Annotated in this window: 20 protein-coding genes and 1 riboswitch; of the genes, 10 read left to right on the top strand and 10 right to left on the bottom strand. The window is 72.0% G+C overall.

Translation table 11 applies throughout. The features are described from left to right. Positions 1-115: 115 nt before the first annotated feature. The 3 genes from AB0K60_RS02290 to AB0K60_RS02280 form a co-directional block, all read right to left on the bottom strand. Positions 116-1,621 (bottom strand): metallophosphoesterase, encoded by a 1,506-nt coding sequence (locus AB0K60_RS02290; protein WP_364047632.1) that lies wholly within the window; start codon positions 1,619-1,621, stop codon positions 116-118. A gap of 146 nt (positions 1,622-1,767) precedes the next feature. Continuing rightward, complete coding sequence (locus AB0K60_RS02285; protein WP_364048143.1) at positions 1,768-3,345, bottom strand: FAD-binding oxidoreductase; 1,578 nt, start codon at positions 3,343-3,345, stop codon at positions 1,768-1,770. A gap of 388 nt (positions 3,346-3,733) precedes the next feature. After that, positions 3,734-4,564: a MerR family transcriptional regulator gene (locus AB0K60_RS02280; RefSeq protein ID WP_364047630.1), complete on the bottom strand. Its 831-nt coding sequence runs from the start codon at positions 4,562-4,564 to the stop codon at positions 3,734-3,736. Between the two features lie 242 nt (positions 4,565-4,806). Between AB0K60_RS02280 and AB0K60_RS02275 the strand changes: the two genes are divergently transcribed. The 3 genes from AB0K60_RS02275 (at position 4,807) to AB0K60_RS02265 (ending at position 8,446) form a co-directional block, all read left to right on the top strand. Beyond that, positions 4,807-6,384: a glycerol-3-phosphate dehydrogenase/oxidase gene (locus tag AB0K60_RS02275; protein WP_364048141.1), complete on the top strand. Its 1,578-nt coding sequence runs from the start codon at positions 4,807-4,809 to the stop codon at positions 6,382-6,384. A 726-nt stretch (positions 6,385-7,110) separates the two neighbouring features. Beyond that, positions 7,111-8,052 carry a sucrase ferredoxin gene (locus tag AB0K60_RS02270; RefSeq protein ID WP_364047628.1) on the top strand — a complete coding sequence of 314 codons (942 nt, stop codon included), beginning with the start codon at positions 7,111-7,113 and terminating at the stop codon, positions 8,050-8,052. 82 nt (positions 8,053-8,134) lie between these two features. Next, a complete protein-coding gene (locus AB0K60_RS02265) occupies positions 8,135-8,446 on the top strand; it encodes a WhiB family transcriptional regulator (protein WP_364047626.1) in 312 nt (103 codons plus the stop codon). A gap of 568 nt (positions 8,447-9,014) precedes the next feature. On the opposite strand, the gene rsgA is transcribed toward AB0K60_RS02265, so the two are convergent. The 4 genes from rsgA to AB0K60_RS02245 form a co-directional block, all read right to left on the bottom strand. Next, positions 9,015-10,160, bottom strand: a complete 1,146-nt coding sequence (gene rsgA / locus AB0K60_RS02260; RefSeq protein WP_364047624.1) for a ribosome small subunit-dependent GTPase A — start codon at positions 10,158-10,160, stop codon at positions 9,015-9,017. A gap of 273 nt (positions 10,161-10,433) precedes the next feature. Then, complete coding sequence (gene glyA / locus AB0K60_RS02255) at positions 10,434-11,696, bottom strand: serine hydroxymethyltransferase (protein ID WP_364047622.1); 1,263 nt, start codon at positions 11,694-11,696, stop codon at positions 10,434-10,436. A 27-nt stretch (positions 11,697-11,723) separates the two neighbouring features. Next, positions 11,724-11,827, bottom strand: a riboswitch (ZMP/ZTP riboswitch). Between the two features lie 81 nt (positions 11,828-11,908). Continuing rightward, positions 11,909-13,030, bottom strand: a complete 1,122-nt coding sequence (locus tag AB0K60_RS02250; protein WP_364047620.1) for a YihY/virulence factor BrkB family protein — start codon at positions 13,028-13,030, stop codon at positions 11,909-11,911. A 290-nt stretch (positions 13,031-13,320) separates the two neighbouring features. Then, entirely contained in the window at positions 13,321-14,109 is a 789-nt protein-coding gene (locus tag AB0K60_RS02245; RefSeq protein ID WP_364047618.1) for a TIGR03084 family metal-binding protein, read from the bottom strand. Positions 14,110-14,462: 353 nt separating this feature from the next. Between AB0K60_RS02245 and AB0K60_RS02240 the strand changes: the two genes are divergently transcribed. From AB0K60_RS02240 to AB0K60_RS02225, 4 genes are all read left to right on the top strand, one after another. Next, positions 14,463-16,145, top strand: coding sequence for a nitrite/sulfite reductase (locus tag AB0K60_RS02240; RefSeq protein WP_364047616.1), 1,683 nt, complete (start codon positions 14,463-14,465; stop codon positions 16,143-16,145). Beyond that, the gene (locus AB0K60_RS02235) at positions 16,142-16,285 is read left to right on the top strand and encodes an Insertion element protein (protein ID WP_364047614.1); all 144 of its coding nucleotides are present in this window, start codon (positions 16,142-16,144) and stop codon (positions 16,283-16,285) included. The genes AB0K60_RS02240 and AB0K60_RS02235 overlap by 4 nt, the downstream gene beginning before the upstream one ends. Before the next feature lie 109 nt (positions 16,286-16,394). Beyond that, positions 16,395-17,123 (top strand): phosphoadenylyl-sulfate reductase, encoded by a 729-nt coding sequence (locus AB0K60_RS02230; RefSeq protein WP_364047613.1) that lies wholly within the window; start codon positions 16,395-16,397, stop codon positions 17,121-17,123. Next, a complete protein-coding gene (locus tag AB0K60_RS02225) occupies positions 17,120-17,854 on the top strand; it encodes a sirohydrochlorin chelatase (protein WP_364047611.1) in 735 nt (244 codons plus the stop codon). The genes AB0K60_RS02230 and AB0K60_RS02225 overlap by 4 nt, the downstream gene beginning before the upstream one ends. Before the next feature lie 48 nt (positions 17,855-17,902). On the opposite strand, the gene AB0K60_RS02220 is transcribed toward AB0K60_RS02225, so the two are convergent. The 3 genes from AB0K60_RS02220 to AB0K60_RS02210 form a co-directional block, all read right to left on the bottom strand. Then, positions 17,903-18,775 (bottom strand): DUF1707 domain-containing protein, encoded by an 873-nt coding sequence (locus AB0K60_RS02220; RefSeq protein ID WP_364047609.1) that lies wholly within the window; start codon positions 18,773-18,775, stop codon positions 17,903-17,905. Positions 18,776-18,857: 82 nt separating this feature from the next. Further along, positions 18,858-20,000 (bottom strand): maleylpyruvate isomerase family mycothiol-dependent enzyme, encoded by a 1,143-nt coding sequence (locus tag AB0K60_RS02215; protein WP_364047607.1) that lies wholly within the window; start codon positions 19,998-20,000, stop codon positions 18,858-18,860. Next, positions 19,997-20,563: a sigma-70 family RNA polymerase sigma factor gene (locus tag AB0K60_RS02210; RefSeq protein ID WP_364047605.1), complete on the bottom strand. Its 567-nt coding sequence runs from the start codon at positions 20,561-20,563 to the stop codon at positions 19,997-19,999. Before AB0K60_RS02210 ends, AB0K60_RS02215 begins: the two co-directional genes overlap by 4 nt. Positions 20,564-20,805: 242 nt before the next feature. Here AB0K60_RS02210 and AB0K60_RS02205 point away from each other — a divergent pair, with 242 nt between their 5' ends. The 3 genes from AB0K60_RS02205 (at position 20,806) to AB0K60_RS02195 (ending at position 23,396) form a co-directional block, all read left to right on the top strand. Beyond that, positions 20,806-22,431 carry an isovaleryl-CoA dehydrogenase gene (locus AB0K60_RS02205; protein ID WP_364048139.1) on the top strand — a complete coding sequence of 542 codons (1,626 nt, stop codon included), beginning with the start codon at positions 20,806-20,808 and terminating at the stop codon, positions 22,429-22,431. 243 nt (positions 22,432-22,674) lie between these two features. Further along, complete coding sequence (locus tag AB0K60_RS02200; protein WP_364047603.1) at positions 22,675-22,878, top strand: hypothetical protein; 204 nt, start codon at positions 22,675-22,677, stop codon at positions 22,876-22,878. 89 nt (positions 22,879-22,967) lie between these two features. Beyond that, positions 22,968-23,396 carry an OsmC family protein gene (locus AB0K60_RS02195; protein ID WP_364047602.1) on the top strand — a complete coding sequence of 143 codons (429 nt, stop codon included), beginning with the start codon at positions 22,968-22,970 and terminating at the stop codon, positions 23,394-23,396. Positions 23,397-23,471 lie beyond the last annotated feature (75 nt).

Genomic DNA, 23,471 nt, shown 5'->3' with positions numbered 1-23,471 from the left:
CCCTCTCCGGCGATGACTCCTCCGCCACCCGCTCGCAGAGTTCTCGACAGGCTCAACAGCGCCGGTACCGTTCGTCGATGGCTTCCCTCAGCGCCCCTACAACCCCCGACGCCTCCTATGAGGTCGTGAGGGGGATGCCCACATCGTCCTCCATCGGGGGCTCAAGTTCCTGGGCAAGGCAGCCGGTGGCGGCGAAGCAGCGGATGCGTAGTTCCTCCGGGGTCACCGACAGGTGCAGGAAGCTCTTGAAGAACGGCGGGGTGTCCCAGTCGTTCAGTTCCGAGACGTACCGGTGGAAGAACTTCCCGACGGGGAGGTGGAACGGGAAGGGCCAGATGCCGAGGAGGCGGGCGGCCCAGCGCATGCGGCGGGTGATGCGGGGGCCGGCGTCGGTGGGCCGGGGCGGATTGTTGCCGATCCGGGCCGACATGATCGCCAGGCTTTCCTCGGGAGTGAGGTAGAGCCAGCGCATCCGCAGCCGCCTGCTGTACTGGAGGCTGTAGAACGACAGGGAGTCGCCGCGCAGCGGGTAGCACTTGAACGAGTCCTCGGGTACGCCGGCCACGTCCACACGCGGAATCGTGTGGGTGGCGTGGGTGAAGGCGCCGCCGCCGCCCGAGACGATGTACTGGATGGTGCGGTCCCCCACCCGCACCGGGTAGCGCTGGTAGTTGTGCACGTCGCCGCCGATCGCGGCGACGTACCGATGCGCCGGGTCGCGCACGATCTCGTCCACGGTGCCGCCGCCCTCGATCGGGCAGGGGTGGTACTCGTTGTTCACGTAGATCGGCTTGCCCGTGATCAGCACCTTGGGCCGGGGATCGGCCGACACGCGACGCAGCCAGGCGCCTTGATCGGCGTCGATGCCGTTGGTGATGCCGGTGTCGATGGCGACCACGAGCAGGTTCGCCAGTTCGATCATCCAGTACGGCCCCGGCTGCCGTGAGACCTGCTCCGGGCGGGAGCGCCGGGTCATCGCCTCGGCCAGCCTCGCCTCGTCGATCTTCTCCGGCTTGCGCCACAGCAGGCCGCGCAGCCCGCCCGGCGACAGCCCGTCGACGGTCGGCAGGCCGCAGAACACGCGCATGAAGCCGCCGAGCCCGTCATACCAGTCGTGGTTGCCGGGAACGGCGTAGATCGGCGCTTGATACTCCTGGTACGGCCGGAAGAACTTGTCCTCGTACTCGTTGCCGGATCCGGTCGGATAGATCACATCGCTGGCGATGACCGCGAACCCGGTGCCTTCGCCCAGTTTGAGCAACCCGGGCACCACCGCGTACTGCGAGAAGTCCCCCTCACCGGTGTCGCCGAGGACCAGGAACGAGTAGGTGTCGCCGAGATCACGGTGATCGATCCTGAGATCCACCTCGCCGGGGTCGCGCTCGCGCAGCGCGGCCATCCAGCGGCGGCGCGCGTCATTGGACGGGTCGCCGAACAGCAGGGCGAGGATCTCGTTGCGGGAGCGCCACAGCGTCTTGGGGTTCAGCCAGGTGAAGCTATGACGATTCAGGACAAGCTCGGCAAACGTGCCGATCTGGTCGCATTCCCACCCGGCTCCCTTCTCCGATTTCCGCGACGAGACCTGCCTGCCGCGCTCTGCGGCATTGGCGACATCGACCATGAATCAATCTTGTCCCGCATCTCGCGCCAAGGCGGAAGATCAACCGAATTGATCGAGGGGCCGCCGGGCGGGGAGGCGGACACAAACCGCCGACGGCAGGACGTCCGCCGACCCACCAAGCGATCGGACCTCAAAGGGCAAGCCCCTCAAGGGATCAGAACACCGGGGTTGAGTATCCCGGCCGGATCCAGCCGCCGCTTGACCGCCCGCAGGATCTCCACGCCCAGCTCGCCGATCTCCTCCGCGTACGCCTCACGATGATCACGACCCACCCCGTGATGATGAGAGATCGTGCCTCCGGCACGCAGAATCGCCTCGTTCGCGGCGCGTTTGGCCGTCTCCCACTGGGCCACCGGGTCCCCGCTCTGCGCGGTCGCCACCGTGAAGTACAGCGAGGCCCCGGTCGGGTACACGTGCGAGACGTGACACATCACCAGCGGCGTGGTCCGATCGCTCAGGGCCGCGGTGAGCGCCCCGCGCACGGCCTCGTACAGCCGGGGCAGGTCCGACCAGAACCCGGCGGTCTCCAGCGTCTCCACGGTCGCCCCGTGGGACAGCAGGGCGTCTCGCAGATACGGCGCCCCGAAGCGGCCCTTCGCCCACCCCTCCCCCGGCTCCGGCCCGAGGTGCTCGCCCCCCGCCTCGGCCAGCACGGCGGCGGCGTGCTCCCGCGCCCGCGCCACATGCCCCTCGGTGCCCTCGTACCCGGCCACCACCAGGCACCCCGACCCGCCCGCCGCCCCGATCTCGTCCGGCCGCGCCAGGCCGATCATCGTCTCGGTCTCGTCGGACAGCCGCAGCACCGTCGGGCTCGGCCCGTCGTCCTGGACCAGCCGCCGCAGCGCCGCCATCCCCGCCGCGAACGACCCGAACCGCCACCCCTCGTACGCCCGCGCCCCCGGCACCGGACGCACCCGCAGCCGCAGCGAGGTGATCACGCCGAACGCGCCCTCCGAGCCCAGCACGAGCTGCCGCAGGTCCGGCCCCGCGGCCGACTTGGGCGCCCGGCCCAGGGACAGCGTCCCCGACGGCGTCGCCACCGTCAGGCCCATCACCATGTCGTCGAAGCGCCCATATCCGGCCGAGGCCTGCCCGCTGGACCTCGCCGCCGCGAAGCCGCCCAGCGTGGCGTACTCGTACGACTGGGGGAAGTGCCCGAGCGTCAGCCCGTGGGCGGCGAGCAGCCGCTCGGCCTGCGGCGCCCGCAGTCCCGGCTGCAGCTCCGCCGTCATCGACTCGGCGTCCACGGCCACCAGGCGGTTGAGCAGCCTCACGTCGAGCGCGACCACCCCGGCGAACCCCGTGCGGGACGCCACCAGCCCGCCCACCACCGAGGTGCCGCCCCCGAACGGCACCACCGCCACCCGGTGCGCCGCGCAGACCCTCAGCACGTCGAGCACCTGCTCGTGCGAGCCGGGCAGCACCACCGCGTCGGGCGCGTCGGAGGCGTCACCGGCCCGCATCAGCAGCAGGTCGGGAGTGGACTTGCCCCGAGTGTGCCGGATACGGGCGTCGTCGTCCGTCCGCACCCGCTTCGCCCCGGTAACCGCCTCCAGCTCGGCCAGCACGGGCTGCGGCAGCGCCGGGACGGGCAGTCGCACCTCCTCGAAGGCGGCCGGCCCGTGTGCCGGCTCACGTACCCCGAGCGCGTCGCGCAGCAGCCGCACCACCGGCTCAGGCAGCGTCACCGCCTTGGCGGGATCTCCCCACCCGGACCACAACATGGGCTCTGGCTCGATCTCCGGAACTTCCACGCCCCACACTGTGTCACGCCACCTCACCGCCGCCCCCGGCGTCCCCCTCTCGGCGCACACCACTCCGTCGATCGTGACGCTCCCCGGCCGACCGCATCGCGCCGATACGCCGACCGGGGAGGCAGTCCGCTCAGAGCCCCGGCACGCCCCGTCCAGGCACCACACGACCACCTTGAAGGACACCTCGGCCAGCCCGGTCACGCCGATACGCCGGCCCCCGGAGGGACACACTGCTCGGGCCGACCACCCGGCGTACCTGCCCAGGCACCCACGACCGCTTTGAGGACGCCTCGGCCAGCCGCGACGCGCCCCGCCTAGGCACCCACGGCCGCCTTGGCGGACACCTCGGCCAGCCGCGTCACGCCGATATGCCGGCCTCCGGAGGGGCGCTCCGCTCGGGGCCGCTTCCCCGGCGTGCCCTGCCCAGGTACTCCATGACCGCCTTGAGGTGTTCCGGGGCCAGGCCGGGAGTCTGGGCGGCGACGCTCTCGCTGATCTCTGTGGCGTAGTCACGCCAGAATGCCCGGCCCGCGGCTTCGAGCCGCTCGTCGTCGTGCCCGTCAGCGCGCAGGCGGGTGGTCAACGCGTCCCAGCGGGTCAGGAGGGATTGAATCTGCGGGTCGGTCACGGGAGTGTCGGCCTGGGCGTGGTCGCGGGTCTCGCGCATCAGCTCAAGCCACTCGTCCCGGAGGCCCGTCAGCGTCTCCTCGCCTAGCGCGGCCCGTCGCCGGGCCAGTTCGTCCCGCATGTCCTGGGTGAAGTAGGTGGCGTACACCGACATCGACTCAAGACCGGCCAGGAGCCGCTCGGAGTCCGGCGCGTCCGGCCGGTCCGTCAACGCCAGCAGACCGGTGATCTGCTCCTTCACCTGCATCAGGCGGGCGATGCCGAGCTCGATCTCGGCGAGGCGCACGTCGAGCAGGTCGCGCAGGGTGGTCAGGTCGCCTGGCGGCTCGGAGAACACGCTCGCGATGTCCTCCAGCGACAGGCCCAGATTGCGCAAGGCGCGTATCCGGTGCACCTTGCGCAGATCGTCCTCGGTGTAGCGGCGGTGTCCGGACGGCGTCCGCTCGCCCGCCGTCACCAAGCCGATGTCGTCGTAGTGGTGGAGGGTGCGGACGCTGATCCCGGTGGCCCTGGCCACGTCCCCGATGGTGTGGCGGCGCTCGCCGCCCTCGTTCTCGGTCATGCCTGCGACCGTAGGACCTGCCGCGACGGCAGGTTCAAGACGTTCGGGGCGATTCGGACGTCGCCGTTCCGCAGGTTGGGTTGATCCACGACACGGGGGTGCGAATCGGACATTCTTAATAGTCTGGGGTTTGTGTTCCTGAAGCACACCAGCCCACGCCGTCACCGGAATTGAGGCCGCCCATGACCGAGTCCATACCCGGCCTCCCTCCGGGATCTTCCGGTGCCGCTTCCCGGCAGGTCATGCCGGGCTCCTCCCTCAACGCGGCGCGGCGTGACCGCGAGCTCGACGAGCTGCGCGCGGGCACGGTGGTGGACGTGCTGGTGGTGGGCCTGGGGGCCACCGGCGCCGGGGCCGCGTTGGACGCCGCCTCGCGCGGGCTGTCGGTGGCCGCGATCGACGCGCACGACCTCGCCTTCGGCACGTCGCGGTGGAGCTCGAAGATGATCCACGGCGGGCTGCGGTACCTGGCCAAGGGGCAGGTCGGGGTGGCCCGGGAGAGCGCCGTGGAGCGCGGCGTGCTGATGGCGCGTACGGCGCCGCACCTGGTGCGGGCGCAGCCGTACATGCTGCCGCTGACGCGCAGGGTGCCGCGGACGTCGGCGGCGACGGTGATGCTCGGGTATCGGCTCGGGGACGCGCTGCGGGCCTCGGCGTGGACGTCGCGGCGGCTGCTGCCGGGACCGGCGCGGGTATCGCCGGGCCGGGCGCTCGCGCTCGCCCCGGCGCTGGATCCGCACGGCTTGCGCGGCGGGCTGGTGTCCTGGGACGGACGGGTCGTGGACGACGCCCGCCTCGTCGTGGCGATCGCCCGTACGGCCGCAGCCCACGGCGCGCGGATCCTCACCCGGTGCCGGGCCCTGGAGCTGACCGGCGACGGCGCCCTGGTTCGGGACGAGTGGCGCGGGGGCACCTTCACCGTCAAGGCGCGGGCGGTGATCAACGCCACGGGGGTGTGGGCGGGCGGACTGGTTCCGTCGGTGCCGCTGCGGCCGTCGCGGGGCAGCCACCTCGTGCTGCGGCCCGGGACCCTGGGAGATCTGCGGACGAGCATGCACGTACCGATCCCCGGGCACGCCAACCGGTTCGTGCTCGTGCTGCCGCAGGACGACGGGCGCGTCTACGTGGGCCTCACGGACGAGCCGATCGACGAACCGGTGCCGGATGTCCCGGAGGTGCCCGAGAGGGACGTGACGTTCCTCCTGGACGTCCTGGGGACCGTTCTCGCGGAGCCGGTGCGGCGCGATCAGGTCGCGGGGGCGTTCGCGGGGCTGCGTCCCCTTCTGGACTCCGCGCCGACCGGCCCCCGCCCGGCCGGGGCTTCCAGCACCGCCGATCTGTCCCGCAGGCACGCCGTGCTGCGCTCCCGCGACGGCGTCATCACGATCGTCGGAGGAAAACTCACGACGTATCGCAGGATGGCCGAGGATGCGGTGGATGCCGCCTGCCCTCAGGCACCGCCGAGCCGTACGGCGCGACTGCCGCTCGTCGGGGCCCCGGCGGGGTCCTCCGACCCGCGGCGCGCGGCCACGGCGGTGCGGCGTATCCCCGCCCGGCTGACCGCCCTGTACGGGCAGGAGGCCGCCGCCGTGCTAGCGCTCGCCGACGAGGACCCGGACCTGGCCCGGCCCGTCGCCCCCGACGTGTCGGACGTCACCGGAGCCGAGGTCGTCTGGGCGATACGCCACGAGGGCGCCATGGATGCGACCGACCTCCTGGAGCGCCGCACCCGCATCGCCCTGATCCCGGCCGACGCCGAGGCCGCACGACCGGCGTTCCAGTCCCTGCTCGACGCCTTCACCACCACCCCGAGGCCCTGACCGCCGACGCCCGCCCGGCCCCTACCCCCAGCCCCGAGGCCCGGCCTCCGCTGTCGGCTCTCCCCTGCCCGTGTACCGGCCCTCCGCTCAACGCCTTCACCACGCACGCACCCGAACCCCGGCCGCCGCCCACACCACCGCACTCCGGACCCCGCTCGCCCCATGCACACCAAACCCACGCCCCGTCCGCCGCCACTCGGCCTTCCCCGACCCACGTACCGGCCCCCTGCCCAACGCCTTACCACGCACCCGAACCCCGGCCGCCGCCCACACCACCGCACTCCGGGCCCCGCTCGCCCCATGCACACCAAACCCACGCCCCGGCCGCCGCCGTCGGCCTTCCCCCAGCCCCCCTATGCAACGCCTGCACACCGTCCGAAACGCCTGACCGCTCCCAGCACCAACGGCTGTCCCACCCTCCCCAAGAGCCCGGCTTCCGCCGCATTCGCAGGTGCTGAGGCGTTTGTCGGCGCTCGTGGGGTAGGCGGTCACGGCGCGAGCGGGGTGACTTGTCCGATCAGCGCCCCTTCGAGGGATCGCGACGGGATTGCCGGATGTGACTTGAGCGTGGCGGGGGCGTGTCTTTGGGCGGAGGCCGGGCAGAAACCGAGCGGAGCCGTTAGATTAGGCTTACCTAAGAGGTCGAGGGTTCGGGGGAGGCTTGTGTTCGAGAGCGCGCCGAGGGCGAGGGGCTGTGCGCACCCGGCCGGGTGCCACACGGGAGATGTGCCGCTCTTCGCCAGCGCCACGGTCGGGGCACGGTTCTGGCTGCTGATCGAGCATGCCGGGCCGTGGGCGCGGACCTTGGCGGAGTGCGCGCTGCCCGAGCGGCTGGCCGCGCTGGTGCGCCGGGCGGAGGAGTTCGGCGTGCGGACGCAGTTGATTCGGCGGCCTGGGGAGCGGCGTTCGCGCAGAGCGGACGATGTCGCGGGGCCGGTGTCGGGGGGCGGCGGTCGCGGCGACGGCGGGCGTTTGCATGTGCTGGTCGCGTACGCGACGGGCGAGGATCCGTGGGTCGCGGAGGGGTCGTTCGAGGACCCTATGGATCTTGACCTGGGCGCTCTCGTGCGCGGAGTGGTTCCGGAGTCCTGCATACTGGTGAGCGAGCCGGTATTCCTGGTCTGCACGCACGCCAAGCGCAACGCGTGCTGTGCCCGCATTGGACTCCCGCTGGCGAGGGCACTGGCCGCAGAACTGCCGGACAGGGTATGGGAAACGTCACATGTTGGCGGCGATCGATACGCCGCCAACCTCGTATGCTTGCCACACGGGCTTTACTACGGCAGCATGTCTCAGGCTGCTGCGATCGCGGCGGCGAGCGCGTACCGGCGCGGCGAGATCGTTCTCGATCGTTTCCGGGGACGCGCAGGCATCCCTGAGCCATTGCAGGCCGCCGAGCACTTCGTCCGTTCCCTTACGGGTGAGCTCTCGGTCGGCGGAGTGGCCGTGGAATCCTCCAGGTCGGACGGCGACGTCACCGAGACCGTTGTCTTCGGTGGCGGCGTGCGGTATCGGGTCGTGGTCGAACGCACGGTGTTCACCCCACCGTGCGGGATGGCTTGCGCCGACACGATCACCACCTACCGGCTGGCTTCGCTGGACAGGCTTACGTCTGACCGGTACGCCCTGGCCTGTGGCTCCTCACGGAGCGGGGAACATCGCGGCTAATTCCGGCGTTGGAAACAGGGACGCCAGTAAGCTCCAATGCGGCACAAATACGAAATACCTCTCAACCTAAGGTGGTTGTCTCATGTCTCAGGTACGTCGGCAGATCGCCCGCCCCCGCCCCAGTTGGGGATGGCAGGATGACGCCGCGTGCCGGGGAGAGGACCTTGTGCTTTTCTTCGGGCCCGACGGCGAGCGTCAGCCCGAGCGCGACGTGCGCGAGCGCAAGGCCAAGGCCATCTGCGCCCAGTGCCCCGTCCGCGTCGAATGCCTTGACTACGCCCTTTCGCGGCCGGAGAAGTACGGCACATGGGGCGGCCTCAACGAGGACGAGCGTGCTTCCGAGCGCCGGCGTCGCATGCGCCGCGCCGCGAGCGCGGGCATCAGCGCTGCCTGATTCCAACCCCCGGCACCCACCCACCTGTGGTCATGTGGCTGTTGCGTCGCTGTCCCGGCGACGCGGCGGCCACATGATCACTTTTGTCTGCCCGCATCACCTCGCCTCACTCTGAGGTTCCTCCCCTCTATCGCAACAATCTGGTCAAATCGCCATCTGATAGCCGGTCGAACTGTTCATACCATCCTACGACCGATCAGAAACGGCCCGGAGCAACCAGAACAACGCCCTTGTCGGTCATACCGGCCACCTGCCGCCCGGCCACGCCCGGTACCGGCATCCGGAGGGGCGCGCGTCTCAGGAGGGACCGCAGGCCGCCGGGCAGAACCTGACCTCCGGATACCGTGGCGACGGCTTGTCCGGCAGAGGCCGTGGCCGCGATCTGAGACGCCGGTCGAAGAAGGCCGCCGCATAGGCACGGGTGGTCTCGTCGGCGCGCGTCGCGGGCAGCGTCCCGGCAGCTCGTTAGACCCCCGCCCGGCTTCACGGACGCGGGGCCGTGAAGCCGGGCTCATAAGGCGTGGCGCGAAGCCGAGCAGAGGCCGATCAGAAGGCGATCAGGGGGGCTTCAGGGACGGTAGCGGCCCCGCATCGCCTTCTCGATCACCTTCCACCTGCGGGTCTGCTCGCTGCGCAGCCGGGCGTCGGTACGGCTCGCCATCCAGGCGGCCTCCCGCTGGAGCTTGCGCCAGCTCGCCAGCCGGCGCTCGGGAAGGTCGCCCGCGTCCACGGCGGCGAGGACGGCGCAGCCGGGCTCGCTCTCGTGGGAGCAGTCGGAGAACCGGCACTGCTCGGCCAGCTCGTCGATGTCGGTGAAGACGAGATCGACGCCCTCCCCCATCTCGTACAGGCCCACCCGGCGGATGCCGGGCGTGTCGATGATCAGCCCGCCGCCGGGCAGCGTGATGAGCTCCCGGTGCACGGTCGTGTGGCGGCCGCGCCCGTCACCCGCGCGGACCTGCTGGGTGGGCATGACCGTCTCCCCCGCCAGGGCGTTGACGAGGGTGGACTTGCCGGCGCCGGACGGGCCGAGCACGACGGCGGTGCGGAAGCCGTCGAGGTACCCTCGCACGATGTCCACCCCCTCGCCGTCCACGCCCTCGCCGTCCACGCCCTCGCGGGCCAGGGCGAAGACGGGGTGCACGTCCACGCCGGGCGCGGCGAGGGCGAAATCCGTCAGCAGCGCGGGGAGATCGTCGCCCGCGAGGTCGGATTTGGTGATCAGCACGACCGGGGTGCCGCCGCTCTCCCAGGCGAGGGCGAGCAGCCGCTCGACGCGGCCGAGGTCGGCTCGGTCGGCGCCGTGCCGGGCGGGCTCGGCGACGAAGACCACATCGACGTTGGCGGCGAGCACCTGCCCCTTGGAGTCGCCGGACAGACCGCCGCGCGAGTCGCGCGCGACGCCGCCCCGGACGATGGCGGTGCGCCTCGGCAGCACCTCCTGCAACTGGAGGTCGACGCCGTGGACGTCCCCGCCGGGCAGCGGGGCGAGCGCGGCCCAGTCGCCCACGCACGGGAGCGCGACCGGGTCGTCGGCGGCGGCCCGGCGCACCCGGGCGCCGAATCGCACGCGGCGGTGACCGTCGGCGGCGATCACCTCGGCATTCCCGCGGTCGATGCGGGCCACGCGGGCCGGGACGGTCCCGGCGGGAAGCTCGGCGGCGAGAGAGTCGTTCCAGCCGAGAGTACGAAGATCAAGACCAGGAGTGGTCAACGCAGGACACCCTTCGGGTAACCGGGTGTCTCGCGGATTTCAGCTCAAGCGGACACCCGGGAAGTTAAGAGGACGTTCGGGCATGCCGAGCACGGCCCGCATAGGTCCTCACCTCCACTCAGATCTCCGCGTCCGCCTCCCGGACGACAACAGGAACGCTAGCCCAGCCGCACCGAGGCCGCAACGCAATTACCGGCGGTCGTGTCACCGGCGGTCGTGAGCGCGCGGAGGCGTTCACGACCGCCGGGGCGAGCCGTCGGTGCGCGCGGCGGCTCAGCCGTCGAGGCCGGGGGTGGGGAAGCGGCCGGTGAGGGCGCTCACCTCGCCGTGCACCCGGGTGATGGTCTCCTCGGCGTCGCCCTTGGCCAGGGCGGTGACGACCTCGTCCATCCAGGCGGCGATCTGCCGCATCTCGGCCTCGCCCATGCCGCGGCTGGTCACCGAGGGGGTGCCGATGCGCAGGCCCGAGGGGTCGAACGGCTTGCGCGGGTCGAACGGCACGGTGTTGTAGTTGGTCTCAAGGCCCGCCCGGTCCAGGGCCTGGGCGGCGGGCTTGCCGGCCACGCCCTTGGAGGTCAGGTCGATGAGGATGAGGTGGTTGTCGGTGCCGCCGGAGACCAGCTCGAAGCCGCGGGCGAGCAGCTCGTCGGCGAGGGTGCGGGCGTTGGCGACCACCTGGTGGGCGTAGGCCCGGAAGTCCTCGGTCGCGGCCTCCTTGAGCGCGACGGCGATGGCGGCGGTGGTGTGGTTGTGCGGGCCGCCCTGCAGGCCGGGGAAGACGGCCTTGTTCAGCGCGGCGGCGTGCTCGTCGGACGTCGCCATCACCATCGCGCCGCGCGGGCCGCGCAGCGTCTTGTGCGTGGTGGTGGAGATGACGTCGGCGTGGCCGACCGGCGAGGGGTGCGCGCCGCCCGCGACGAGGCCCGCGATGTGGGCGATGTCGGCGGCGAGGACCGCGCCGACCTCGCGGGCGATCTCGGCGAACGCCGGGAAGTCGATGGTACGCGGGATCGCGGTGCCGCCCGCGAAGATCAGCTTGGGCCGGTGCCGCAGGGCCAGCTCGCGGACCTCGTCCATGTCGATGCGGCCGGTGTCGCGGCGCACGCCGTACCGGACCGGGGTGAACCACTTGCCGGTGACCGAGACCGACCAGCCGTGGGTGAGGTGGCCGCCGAACGGCAGGCCCATGCCCATCACCGTGTCGCCGGGCGACAGGAACGCCGCGTAGACGGCGAGGTTGGCGGGCGACCCGGAGTACGGCTGCACGTTGGCGTGGTTCACCCCGAACAGGGCCTTGGCCCGCTCGATGGCGATGGTCTCGATCTGGTCGATGACCTGCTGGCCCTCGTAGTAGCGCCGCCCGGGATAGCCCTCGGAGTACTTGTTGGTCAGCACCGTCCCGGTGGCCTCGAGCACGGCCCGCGAGACGTAGTTCTCCGATGGGATGAGCTTGACGGTGTCGGCCTGGCGCCGCTCCTCCGCCTTGATCAGCTCGGCGATCTCCGGATCCACCGTCGAAAGGGATTTCTCAGCCACTGCGCCTTCCTCGTCCTCGTCTACCGCCGTGGTGACCCAGGCGCTCGGCCACCACATGATCCGCTCCCCGGTGGTGACCCACCTTGCGACGCGCCCGCGGGGGCACGTCAGCGCCAGTCGCGACCCTTAGAGGTTAGCGGAAGGAGGGTGACCGAACGCCATGCGTTATCACCATTCCCGGCGGGTCGCCGCCCCATTGGCGGGCCTATCGCCTATTTCCTCCAGAACCATCCTTTACGTCGCCGCTCAACATGTTTACCTGCTGTTTTCTCCTCTTTGGGCGCTGTGGCGGAGGCGGCCGACGGGGTCGCCGGTTCGGCGCGGGCCGATCCTTCGAGCGGCCACAGCCGGTCCACCTCGGCGTTGAGGGTGGCGCCGATGAGCACGGCGAGGGCGGTGATGTAGAGCCACAGCAGCACGGCGATGGGCGCGGCCAGCGAGCCGTAGATGGACAGCGGCGCGAACCAGGCGGCGAGCACCTCCCGCAGCACGGCCGCGCACAGGATCCAGATGATCAGGGCGAGCACCGCGCCCGGGATCTCGCGCCACCAGCGGGTCCGCAGCGGCACGCTGACGTGGTAGAGCACGCTCAGCATGAGCACCGAGCCGATGATCACCACCGGCCAGTAGAAGATGGCCACGACCACCTCGTAGCCGCGCAGCGCCTGCGACAGCAGGGTGGGGCCGATCACCAGGATGGGCATCACCACCAGGCCCACCATCAGGGCGGCGACGTACAGGCCGAAGGACATCAGGCGGGTGCGGATGATCCCCCGCGTCTCGCCCAGGCCGTACGCGATCGCGATGAGGTCCACGTACACGAACAGCGCCCGCGACCCCGACCACAGCGACAGCAGGAAGCCGACCGAGATCAGCGACGCCTGACCGCCGCGTAACACGTCGTCGAGCAGCGGCAGCACCACGGTCTGCACGGTGTCGCCGGTGAACAGCAGGCCCGCCTGGTCGATCACCCACTGCCGGATGTCGGTCACGGTCCGCTCGCCGAGCAGGCCGCTCAGGTGGCCCATGACGCCGATCAGGCCGAGCATGAACGGCGGCAGCGACAGCAGCGCGAAGAAGGCGGCCTCGCCCGCCAGCCCGGTCACCCGGTAGTTGACGCCCGCGAGCGTGGTCGCCTTGGCCAGCGCCCAGGCGCTGGTGGAGCGGATCCAGTCGCGTCCGGCTCGCGCCCGCGCCATGCCCAGCCGGGTCAGGTGCCTTGGCGTGCGGGCCAGTTTGCGCGCCCTTTCGCGGCGATCGCGCGCGGCCCCCTTCCGCGCGCCGACGCCGGAACCCGTCTTGGTGGTACGCGACGGCGCGTCCGTGGACGTCATGGCACCCAACCGTATTCGCCCAGTCTCGGTGCCCTGACACCGAAAAGCGGTTTCTCCTGACGCCTACCCGATGATGCACCGGATAGTCAGGGAGGTATCACGACAACAATACGGGCGGCGGCCCGCGTTGGATGAGTTTCCGCCTCGGCGGCTCGCCGAATTGGAAAAACACGGCAAAATTTCCGCCCCGGAGCGGAGGCGGCCGGGGACGCGTCAGCCGCGCGAGGGGTCCTTGAGGGGGTGCTTGAGGGGATGCTTGAGGGGGTCCTTGAGGGGTGCTTGAGGGGTGCTCAGCCCAGGGGCGCGCGGCCCTTGCCGGGAGGGCCGGCGAAGGCCTGGGCGACGTTCATCCACGCGCGGGCGGTCGGGCCGGTCACCTCCAGGGCGGTGTCGGCGAGGTGGCGGCGCTGGGTGACCAGCAGGCAGAAGTCGAGGGCCGGGCCGCGGACCACGTCGGCGGCGGCGGGGTCGCCCGCGCTCCACGGGCCGCCGTCGGGGAGGGTCAGCTCCACCCGCACCGGGTCGGCCGGGATCGGCAGCCCGCGTACGGCGAAGCCGTACGGCAGGGCCCGCACGCCCAGCATCGCCACGTGCCGCAGCCGGGCCGTCGGCACGCGCGTCACGCCCAGCGCGTCGGCCACGTCCTGACCGTGGGCCCAGGTCTCCATGAGCCGCGCGGTGACGAAGGAGGCCGCCGACATGTCCGGGCCGTACCAGGGCAGCCGCGCCCGGGGCTCCAGCCCCGCGAACACCTCCAGGCTGCGCTCGCGCGCCCGCAGGAACCACGCGAACACCTGCGCGCCGGTGAGCGAGCGGGACTCCGCGACGAGGTCGTCCACGGCGGTCTCCAGCCGGTCGGCCATCGCGGCGAGCCCCGCGCGGAAGCCGTCGGGGTCGGTCGCCGCGGTCGTCGCCGACTCGTCGAACCACGCCAGGTGCGCGAGCTGGTCGCGTACCGACCAGCCCTCGGCGGGCGTCGGCGTGCGCCAGCCCGCCTCGTCGAGGGGCTCGACCATGACCGTCAGGTCGCGGGTCTCGGCCCGCAGATCCTCGATCAGCTCCGGCATCGAGACGGCCACATGCCCTCCCCGGCAGGTTGCGCGGATCCGGTTGAGCGGATCGTCCAAGCGTAACCGAGCGTCGTTCGGTGTCCAGAGTGTGGACCCTTCGTTGGAGATCCTCAAGGCGCCGGGTATCGTCGAAGACATGCCAGTGGACCCGCTGCTCGTCGTGCGACGTCACGTCGATTTCCTGCGCGTCCGCAGCGCGATCTGTATCGACGCCCGTTGACCGTCGCCCATCTGTGACCTTGGGCGCGTGGCAGGCGTCTTTTTTCATGCCCTCTTCCGCCCCCGGACTCAACGGTGAGCCGGGAGGCCAGACGAGCCGCGCGCCAACAAAACCGGACATCAACCCCGGAGAAGGACGCGCCATGACAACCCCGGCAAGGCCTGCCAATCGTCACCACAAGCGCCCGAGAGGCGAGGGTCAGTGGGCGCTCGGATACCGAGAGCCGCTGAACAAGAACGAGGAGAACAAGAAGAACGACGACGGGCTCAACGTCCGGCAGCGCATCATCGACATCTACGCCAAGCGCGGCTTCGACTCCATCGACCCCGCCGACCTGCGCGGCCGGTTCCGCTGGTACGGCCTGTACACCCAGCGCCGCCCCGGCATCGACGGCGGCAAGACGGCGATCCTGGAGCCGGAGGAGCTCGACGACCGCTACTTCATGCTCCGCGTCCGCATCGACGGCGGCCGGCTCACCGTCGACCAGCTGCGCACCATCGCCGAGATCTCCCGCCGGTACGCCCGCGGCACCGCCGACGTCACCGACCGGCAGAACATCCAGCTCCACTGGGTGGAGATCGAGTCGGTGCCGGAGATCTGGCGGATGCTGGAGGAGGTCGGCCTCAGCACCACCGAGGCGTGCGGCGACACCCCGCGCGTCATCCTCGGCTGTCCGCTCGCCGGCATCGACGAGGGCGAGGTGATCGACGCCACCGCGCAGATCGCCGACGTCGCCGCCCGCTACATCGGCGACAAGGCGTTCTCCAACCTGCCGCGCAAGTTCAAGACCGCGATCAGCGGCTGCCCGGCGCACTGCACCGTGCACGAGATCAACGACGTGGCGTTCACCGGCGTCGTCAACGCCGACGGCGAGCGCGGCTTCGACCTGTGGGTGGGCGGCGGCCTGTCCACCAACCCGATGCTCGCCAAGCGGCTCGGCGCCTTCGTCGCCCCCGAGCGGGTGCACGAGGTCTGGGCCGGGGTGGCCGGCATCTTCCGCGACTACGGCTACCGCCGGCTGCGGCACCGCGCCCGCATCAAGTTCCTCGTCAACGACTGGGGCGTGGAGCGGTTCCGCGAGGTGCTGGAGCGGGAGTACCTCGGGTACGCGCTGCCCGACGGCCCCGCCCCCGAGCCGCCCCGGGGCGGCCGCCGCGACCACGTGGGCGTACACCGGCAGAAGGACGGCAACTTCTACGTCGGCTTCGCCCCCAAGGTCGGCCGCCTCAACGCCGACAAACTGCACACGATCGCCGACATCGCCGAGCGGCACGGCTCGCGCCGGGTGCGTACCACCGTCGAGCAGAAGATGGTCATCCTCGACGTCGCCCCCGAGGAGGTGGACGGGCTCGTCGCCGACCTGGAGGCGGCCGACCTGCAGGTACGGCCCGGCACCTTCCGCCGCCAGACGATGGCCTGCACCGGCATCGAGTACTGCAAGCTCGCCATCGTCGAGACCAAGAACACCGCGAGCAACCTCATCGACGAGCTGGAGCGCCGCCTGCCCGGCTTCGCCGAGCCGCTCACGATCAACGTCAACGGCTGCCCGAACTCCTGCGCCCGCATCCAGACCGCCGACATCGGCCTCAAGGGCCAGCTCGTCGTCGACGACGAGGGCCGGCAGGTCGAGGGCTTCCAGATCCACCTCGGCGGCTCGCTCGGCGTCGACTCCGGGTTCGGCCGCAAGGTCCGGGGCCTGAAGACCACGGCCGCCGCCCTGCCCGACTACGTCGAGCGGGTGCTGCGCAACTTCGACAAGCAGCGGGCCGAGGGCGAGACGTTCGCCGAGTGGGTCCGCCGCGCCGACGAGGCCGACCTGCGATGAGCGAACGCGCCGTGCCGTTCCACTGCCCCTACTGCGGCGAGGAGGACCTGGAGCCGTACGAGGGCGACGGCGGCTGGTACTGCCGCTCCTGCGCCCGCGCCTTCCGGCTCAAGTTCCTCGGCATCGGGGTCCGCACGTGACCCTGCGGCCCCTCGCAACCACGAGCCCGTCCATGACATCCGCACGAGTCCACCGCCGAGCGCCCCGGCGGATTCCCCCTGACGCACGACGAATGAGGAGTAACCCGACATGACCCTGGTGGAGATCGAAGCGGGACTGAACGCCGACCGCGAGGCGTTCGACCTGCGCGACATCGTCGAGTCCGCCGCCACCTTCCTTGAGGACGCCTCGGCACTCGAGATCATCCGATGGGCCGCGGCCACCTTCGGCGACCGTCTCTGCCTGACCTCCTCGATGAGCGACGCGCTCCTCATCGACCTGGTCAGCCGGGTCAAGCCGGGCTGTGACGTGCTGTTCATCGACACCGGGTACCACTTCGCCGAGACGATCGGCACCCGGGACGCGGTCCGGCAGGTCTACGACGTCAGCGTGATCGACGTGCGGCCGAGCCGTACCGTGGCCGAGCAGGAGCGCGACCTCGGGCCGCGGCTGTTCGGGCGCAACCCCGACCTGTGCTGCTACCTGCGCAAGGTGGAGCCGCTCAACCGGGCGCTCGAGCCGTACCTGGCGTGGATCTCCGGCATCCGCCGCGACGAGGCGCCGACCCGGGCGAACGTGAAGGTCGTGGAGTGGGACGCCAAGCGGCAGATGGTCAAGGTGAACCCGATCGCGCGGTGGACGCAGGAGGACGTCGACAACTACATCGCCGACAACGGGGTGCTGGTCAACCCGCTGCACTACGACAACTACCCGTCGATCGGCTGCGCGCCGTGCACCCGGCAGGTGCTCGAAGGGGAGGACCCGCGCAGCGGCCGGTGGGCCGGGCTCGGCAAGATCGAGTGCGGTCTGCACGTATGAGCGTGCCCCTGATCGCCGTCGCGCACGGGTCCCGCGACCCGCGCGCGGCCGCGACCGTCCGGGAGCTGCTCGAGTCGGTACGGCTCGCGCGCCCCGGCCTGCCGGTCCGCCCCGCCTACCTCGACCACGCCGCGCCCACGCTGCCGCAGGCGCTGGCGGGGCTGGCGTCGGCGGTGGTGCTGCCGCTGCTGCTGACCGAGGCCTACCACAGCCGGGTGGACATTCCGGGCGTGCTGCGCGAGATCAGGGGCCCCCGGATCCGCTACGGGGCGACGCTCGGGCCGCACCCGCTGCTCACCCGGGCGCTGGAGCGCCGCCTCGCCGAGGCCGGGGTGCCGGTCGAGGACCCCGAGGCCGTGCGCCGGACCGCGGTGGTGCTGGTGTCGGCGGGGTCGAGCGACCGGCGGGCCAACCAGGTGGTGGCGCGGCTCGCCCGGCGCTGGGCCTGCGAGCGCGGCTGGTGGGCGGTGACGGCCGCGTACGCGTCGGCGTCCGCGCCGAAGCCCGGCGAGGAGGTGGCCCGGCTGCTGCGGGCCGGAGCGCCGCGCGTGGTGGTCGCGCCGTACCTGCTCGCCCCCGGGTACTTCGCCGACCGGGTACGCGAGGACGCCCTCGGCGCGGGCGCGCGGACGGTGTCCGGCGTGCTCGGGGCCGCGCCCGAACTGGCCGAGATCGTGCTCGAACGCTACGACCAGGCCCTCGCCGCCCACTGGCTGTCGATGCCGGCCTGACGCGCCGGCCCGCCTCCGGGCCGGGCTTGGTCGTGGATGCCCCCGCCCTCACCGGTGCGGATACGGGGGCGGCGGAGGTGGGGGCGGAGGCGGCGGCAGGTGGCCACGGCCGATGTCCCGCGCCTGCCGCTTGACGTCGCGCACCTGCCGGCCGATCTCCCGCTTGACCTCCCGCATCTGCTCCTTGGTGTAGCGGTGCAGGTCGCGCATCCCGTGCGGAGGCAGGCCGAGCGAGTGGCCGAGCGCGTCCGGGCTCTGCCCGGCCTTCTGGGCGCGGCGCTCCAGCCACCAGTCGCTCCAGGCGAACCACCCGCGGCGGATGGGGTCGGCGTGCGAGTCGCCGATGATCTTCACATCGCCCATGATCGCGTACGCGCGCACCCGCACCACGGGAACGTTCTGACCCGGCGGCGCCTCCTGCACCCTGATCTTCTTGTCCCCCATGATGGTGACGCCGCTGAGGTCGACGTCCACGCCGTCCGGCACGATGATCTTCACGTCGCCCATCACCGAGACCGCCATGATGTCGATCTCGTTGCCGCGTACCTCGGCCTCGCGCAGGTCGAGCGTGACGTCGCCCATGACGGCGGCGCCGCCGATCTCCCCGTCCACGCGCCACTTGCCGCGGCGCTTGGTGTCGCCCATGACGGCGACGAACCACCGGCGCTTCTTCCCCTCGGCCTGCGCGGGCGGCCGCGGGGGCGGGACGGGGCTCACGCCGACGCCGCTCGCCGGGCCGGGGCCGGGCAGGTCGGCGGTCACCTGGGCCAGCTCGCCGTAGGTGACGGCCAGATAGGCCGCCTCCGTGCGCTCGGTCAGTTCGGCGAGGGTCAGCCGCCCCTCGACCGACGCCTCCCGCAGGCGCTCGACGACGGCCTCACGCTCGGCGTCCGAGACTCTCAGCTCACCCGGGTCATTCATGTCCACAATTTATGTCCTCATCGAGGGATATCCGATCCTTCGTAAGGAGGAATCGTCCCTGGCACTCCAGGTCGAGCCTCCGTCACGGCCCGGAGAGCGCGGGGGCCGCGGTGATCACCTGCCGGGCCAGCCCGGCGTCCCCGCCGATCTCGGCGTCGAACCGGGCCGGGTCGCGCCGCCCGCCGAACAGGAAGCACAGGTCCACCACGTCGCAGGTGATCTCGGCGTCCGCCGGGGTGGTCCCGTCGCGGAACGCCGGGCGGGCCACGTCCAGCGGCACGTGCCAGGTCCCCCCGCCCGGACCGGTCATGGTCACCCGCACCGACGCGCCCTCCGGCGGCGTCATCCCGGACAGCAGCATCGTCCACGGCACCAGCCGCGCGCACAGGTCGGCCATCGGGTTGATGTGCTCGGCCACCGGGAGCGGCAGGTTCAGCCCGATCCGCCGGGCCGCGTCGTCGGTGTGGATCCACGTCTCCAGCGTCCGGGCCAGCATGTGGTCACTGATCGGCAGCCTCATGCCACCCGGGTCCACCGCGCGGTCCGGCTCGATCGCGGCGATCGTGCGGCAGATCGCGTCCGCCTGCTCGCGCCACTCGGCGCGGGTCCGCTCCGGTTCTCGCTCGCGCTGGTACGCCTGCATCTCGGCGGTACGGCCGAGCGTGTCGTTGGCGGTGAGCGGCGGCCCTGCCACCGGCGCGCCCACGGCCGCCGCGACCAGGCTGTCGGTCGCCATCAGGTGGGCCACCAGCTCGTGCAGCGTCCAGCCCTCGACGATCACCGTGGACCAGTCGTCCTCCCGCGCGCCGGCCAGCAACGCGTCCAAGGCGGCCACCCGCGCCGCGTACGGCGCGCCGTACCCGCTGACCACGGCCGCGGGACGGCGCCGGGCGCGGGCCGCGCCGAGCAGCCGGGATCTCGGCCCGCCGCCGTTGGACGCCCCGCCGGACCCCGGCTCGCCCAGCCCGCCGGGCGCGGGGACGCCGAGCCCGGCGCCGGAGAGGCGACCGTCCACCGCCCGGCCCGGCCCGCGAGCGTCCGCTTCGCCGCCGTGGCCGCGGTCGTCGAGACCGGCCTCGGAGGTCAGGTCGCCGAGCAGGCCGCCGTATCCCCCGCCTCCATATCCCCCGCCGTCGGGTCCGTCGCCCTCCGCGAGCGCGTCCAGGTAGAGGCGTCGCAGCGCGCGATCGAGGGACGCCCCGTCGTCATGCCCGCCACTCGTCACGGTCTCGCACCTCCCTCCTCGGCCAACGCTTCGGCGAGTCTTCGTAAGCCGAGCCGGATGCGCGACTTCGCCGTCCCCTCCGGCAGTTCCAGCTCGTCCGCCACCTGCCGGTAGGTCCGGCCACCGTAATACGCGAGCTCGATGGCCTGCCGCAAGCCGTCGGGCAGCTTGGCGACGGCCTCGCGCACCCGGGCGACCTCGTCGGCGTCCACCACCTCCTCGGCCACCCCCGCCGGCTCCGGCTCGACGAGCCGGGGCCCCACGGCCGAGACCTTCCGGCGCTCCTCGGAGCGCACGTGGTCCACCGCCCTGCGGTGCGTGATCGTGGTGAGCCAGGCGCGCAGCGTGCCCCGGTCCGGGTCGTAGGCGAGCGGCCGCTCCCAGAACGTGACCAGCACCTCCTGGAGGATGTCCTCGGCGACGGCGCGGTCGCGGGTGACGCGCGCCGCCAGGCCGAACAGCAGGGCCGAGTAGCGGTCGTACACATCCTCCAGGGCGGACTCGTCCCCGCCGACGACGCGCTGGTGCAGCACCCTGTCGTCGGTCGCTTCGAGTGACTCCACTGGTCTCCACACTCCCGTGGCCATCGGTACGCGCGACCCGAGCCTCGACCCGAGCATCGCACTATTCGCCCGCAATGTTGAGATGGATTATGAAAAGCGGTCAGGAATTGCCACTCGACGCCAATGGAGGCCCCGTGAGTGAGCGAAATGCGCGAATCACCGAGCCCACCGATCAGCCCACCGATCAGCGCAGCGAGGCCACCGAGTCAAGGGGACCGGGGCTGCGAGGCTCCCCCGAGGCCGTGCCCGGACGCGCCACCCACGAGGTGTTCAACCAGGTCCCTCCGCTCGCCGGGCACGACGTCTCCGCCGACGCCGCGCTGCTCGACGGGCTGGCCCGGGAGGGCGCCGACTGGGCCACCGGCGAGCTGCACCGCCTCGGCATCCTCGCGGGCACCGAGAAGGCCCAGGAGTGGGGACGGCTCGCCAACGAGCACCCGCCGGTGCTGCGCACCCACGACCGGTACGGCAACCGCATCGACGAGGTCGAGTTCCACCCGGCCTGGCACGAGCTGATGACGGTCGCGGTCGGGCACGGGCTGCACGCCGCGCCGTGGGCCTCGGCCCGGCCGGGGGCGCACGTCGCCCGCGCCGCCAAGTTCTACGTGTGGTCGCAGGTCGAGTTCGGCCACCACTGCCCGATCTCGATGACGTACGCGGCCGTCGCCGCGCTGCGGCACACCCCGGCGCTCGCCGCCGAGTGGGAGCCGCTGCTCGCCTCGCGCGTCTACGACTTCGGCCTGCGCCCGCTGTCCCGCAAGCGGGGCGTGCTCGCCGGGATGGCGATGACGGAGAAGCAGGGCGGCTCCGACGTACGCGCCAACACGACGATCGCCGAGCCGCTCGGCGACGGCACGTACGCCATCACCGGCCACAAATGGTTCAATTCGGCCCCAATGTGCGACGCGTTCCTCGTGCTCGCCCAGGCCCCGGGCGGGCTGTCGTGCTTCCTGCTGCCCCGGGTGCTGCCCGACGGCACCCGCAACGCGATGCGGCTGATGCGGCTGAAGGACAAGCTCGGCAACCGGTCCAACGCCTCGGCCGAGGTCGAGTACGATCGCGCGATCGCCCACCTGGTCGGCGAGGAGGGGCGCGGCGTGCGCACCATCATCGAGATGGTGAACATGACCCGGCTCGACTGCGTGATCGGCTCGGCGGCGCAGGCGCGGCAGGGCGTCGTCCAGGCCGTCCACCACGCCACCCACCGCCGCGCCTTCGGCCGTCCGCTGATCGAGCAGCCGCTCATGCGCAACGTGCTCGCCGACCTGGTGCTGGAGTCGGAGGCGGCGACCACGCTGATGCTGCGGCTCGCCGGTGCCGCCGACCGGGGGATCCGCGGCGACTCCAGCGAGGGGGCGTTCCGCCGTACCGCGCTGGCCGCCGCCAAGTACTGGGTGTGCAAGCGCGCCCCCATGCACGCCGCCGAGGCGATGGAGTGCCTGGGCGGCAACGGGTACGTGGAGGAGTCCGGCCTGCCGCGACTGTTCCGCGAGTCGCCGGTCAACGGCATCTGGGAGGGCTCGGGCAACGTCGCCGCGCTCGACGTGCTGCGCGCGATGGCCCGCGAGCCGGAGGCCGTGGACGCCTTCCTCGCCGAGATCGCCGAGGCCAGGGGCGCCGACCCGCGCCTGGACGACGCCGCCGACCGGCTGCGCAAGTCGATGCCCTCCGCCACCGAGTCCGAGGCCCGCCGGCTCGCCGAGGAGATGACGCTGGTCCTGCAGGGCTCCCTGCTGGTACGGCACGCCCCCGCGGCCGTCGCCGACGCGTTCTGCGCCTCGCGGCTGTCGGGCGACTGGGGGCGCGCCTTCGGCACGCTGCCGTCGGGCGTGGACCTCGACGCCATCATCGAGCGCGGGCGCTGCTAGGGGTCGCCGAGCGGCTACACGCGAGAGACAGGGAGGATGAAAGGGACTCACCAGCGGGTGAGGAGCATCTAGGGTTCCGCTCCCCCGGCGGCAGGCTGGTCCGAGAGATGCAGGCGGCCTCGGCCGTTCCACGGCGGGACAAAAGCCCCAGGAGACAGTCGACATCGGCTGCCTCCTGTGTGAGGCGTTTGTGTGAGGCGTTCGCGAAGGAAGAGCCCGTGGGACACTCCGATCTGAACGCCGATGCCGTACGCCATCCGGGGGCGGGCGCCGGCGCCGTCCAGCGGCCCCGGGCGGATCGCCGGCGACATCACCGTGGAACCGCCCGAGCCGCGCACGCCGGAGCAGGAAAGATCGGTAGCCTTTCTTAAGCTGCGCGCGACCGTGGGGGACCTGGGCCGCGCGGAGCACCGGGCGCACCAGTCCCGTCAGGCGCGGGTCGGCTGACCCGCGTGGTGGCGGCGACGCGTATGTTCGGCGGTGTGGTCCGGCGGTCCGGCAGGACCGCAGACTCCGATGGAAAGGACATCGCTTTCATGGCTACGACTCGTACCGCGACGACCCAGTGGAAGGGCGCGCTGCTCGACGGCTCGGGCACGGTGTCGCTCGACAGCTCCGGCGTCGGCGTCTTCGACGTCTCCTGGCCCTCCCGGGCCGAGGCCGCCAACGGCAAGACCAGCCCCGAAGAACTCATCGCCGCCGCGCACTCCTCCTGCTTCTCCATGGCGCTGTCGCACGGCCTGGCGCAGGCGGGCACCCCGCCGCAGACCGTCGAGACCAAGGCCGACGTGACGTTCCAGCCGGGCGAGGGCATCACCGGCATCGTCATCTCGGTGCGGGCCCAGGTGCCGGGCATCTCCGCCGCCGACTTCCAGCAGGCGGCCGAGACGGCCAAGGCCAACTGCCCGGTGAGCAAGGCCCTCGCGGGCACCACGATCACCCTCAACGCCGAGCTGATCGGCTGAGACCGCACGGGGGCCGTCGCCGGGGAGCGCTCCCCCGGCGGCCTCCTGCGGGGTCCTCCCCGATGTCCGCCAACC

Source organism: Thermopolyspora sp. NPDC052614, from assembly GCF_040678635.1.
Classification (GTDB): Bacteria; Actinomycetota; Actinomycetes; order Streptosporangiales; family Streptosporangiaceae; genus Thermopolyspora.
This window is presented reverse-complemented; position numbering and strand designations above follow the sequence as displayed.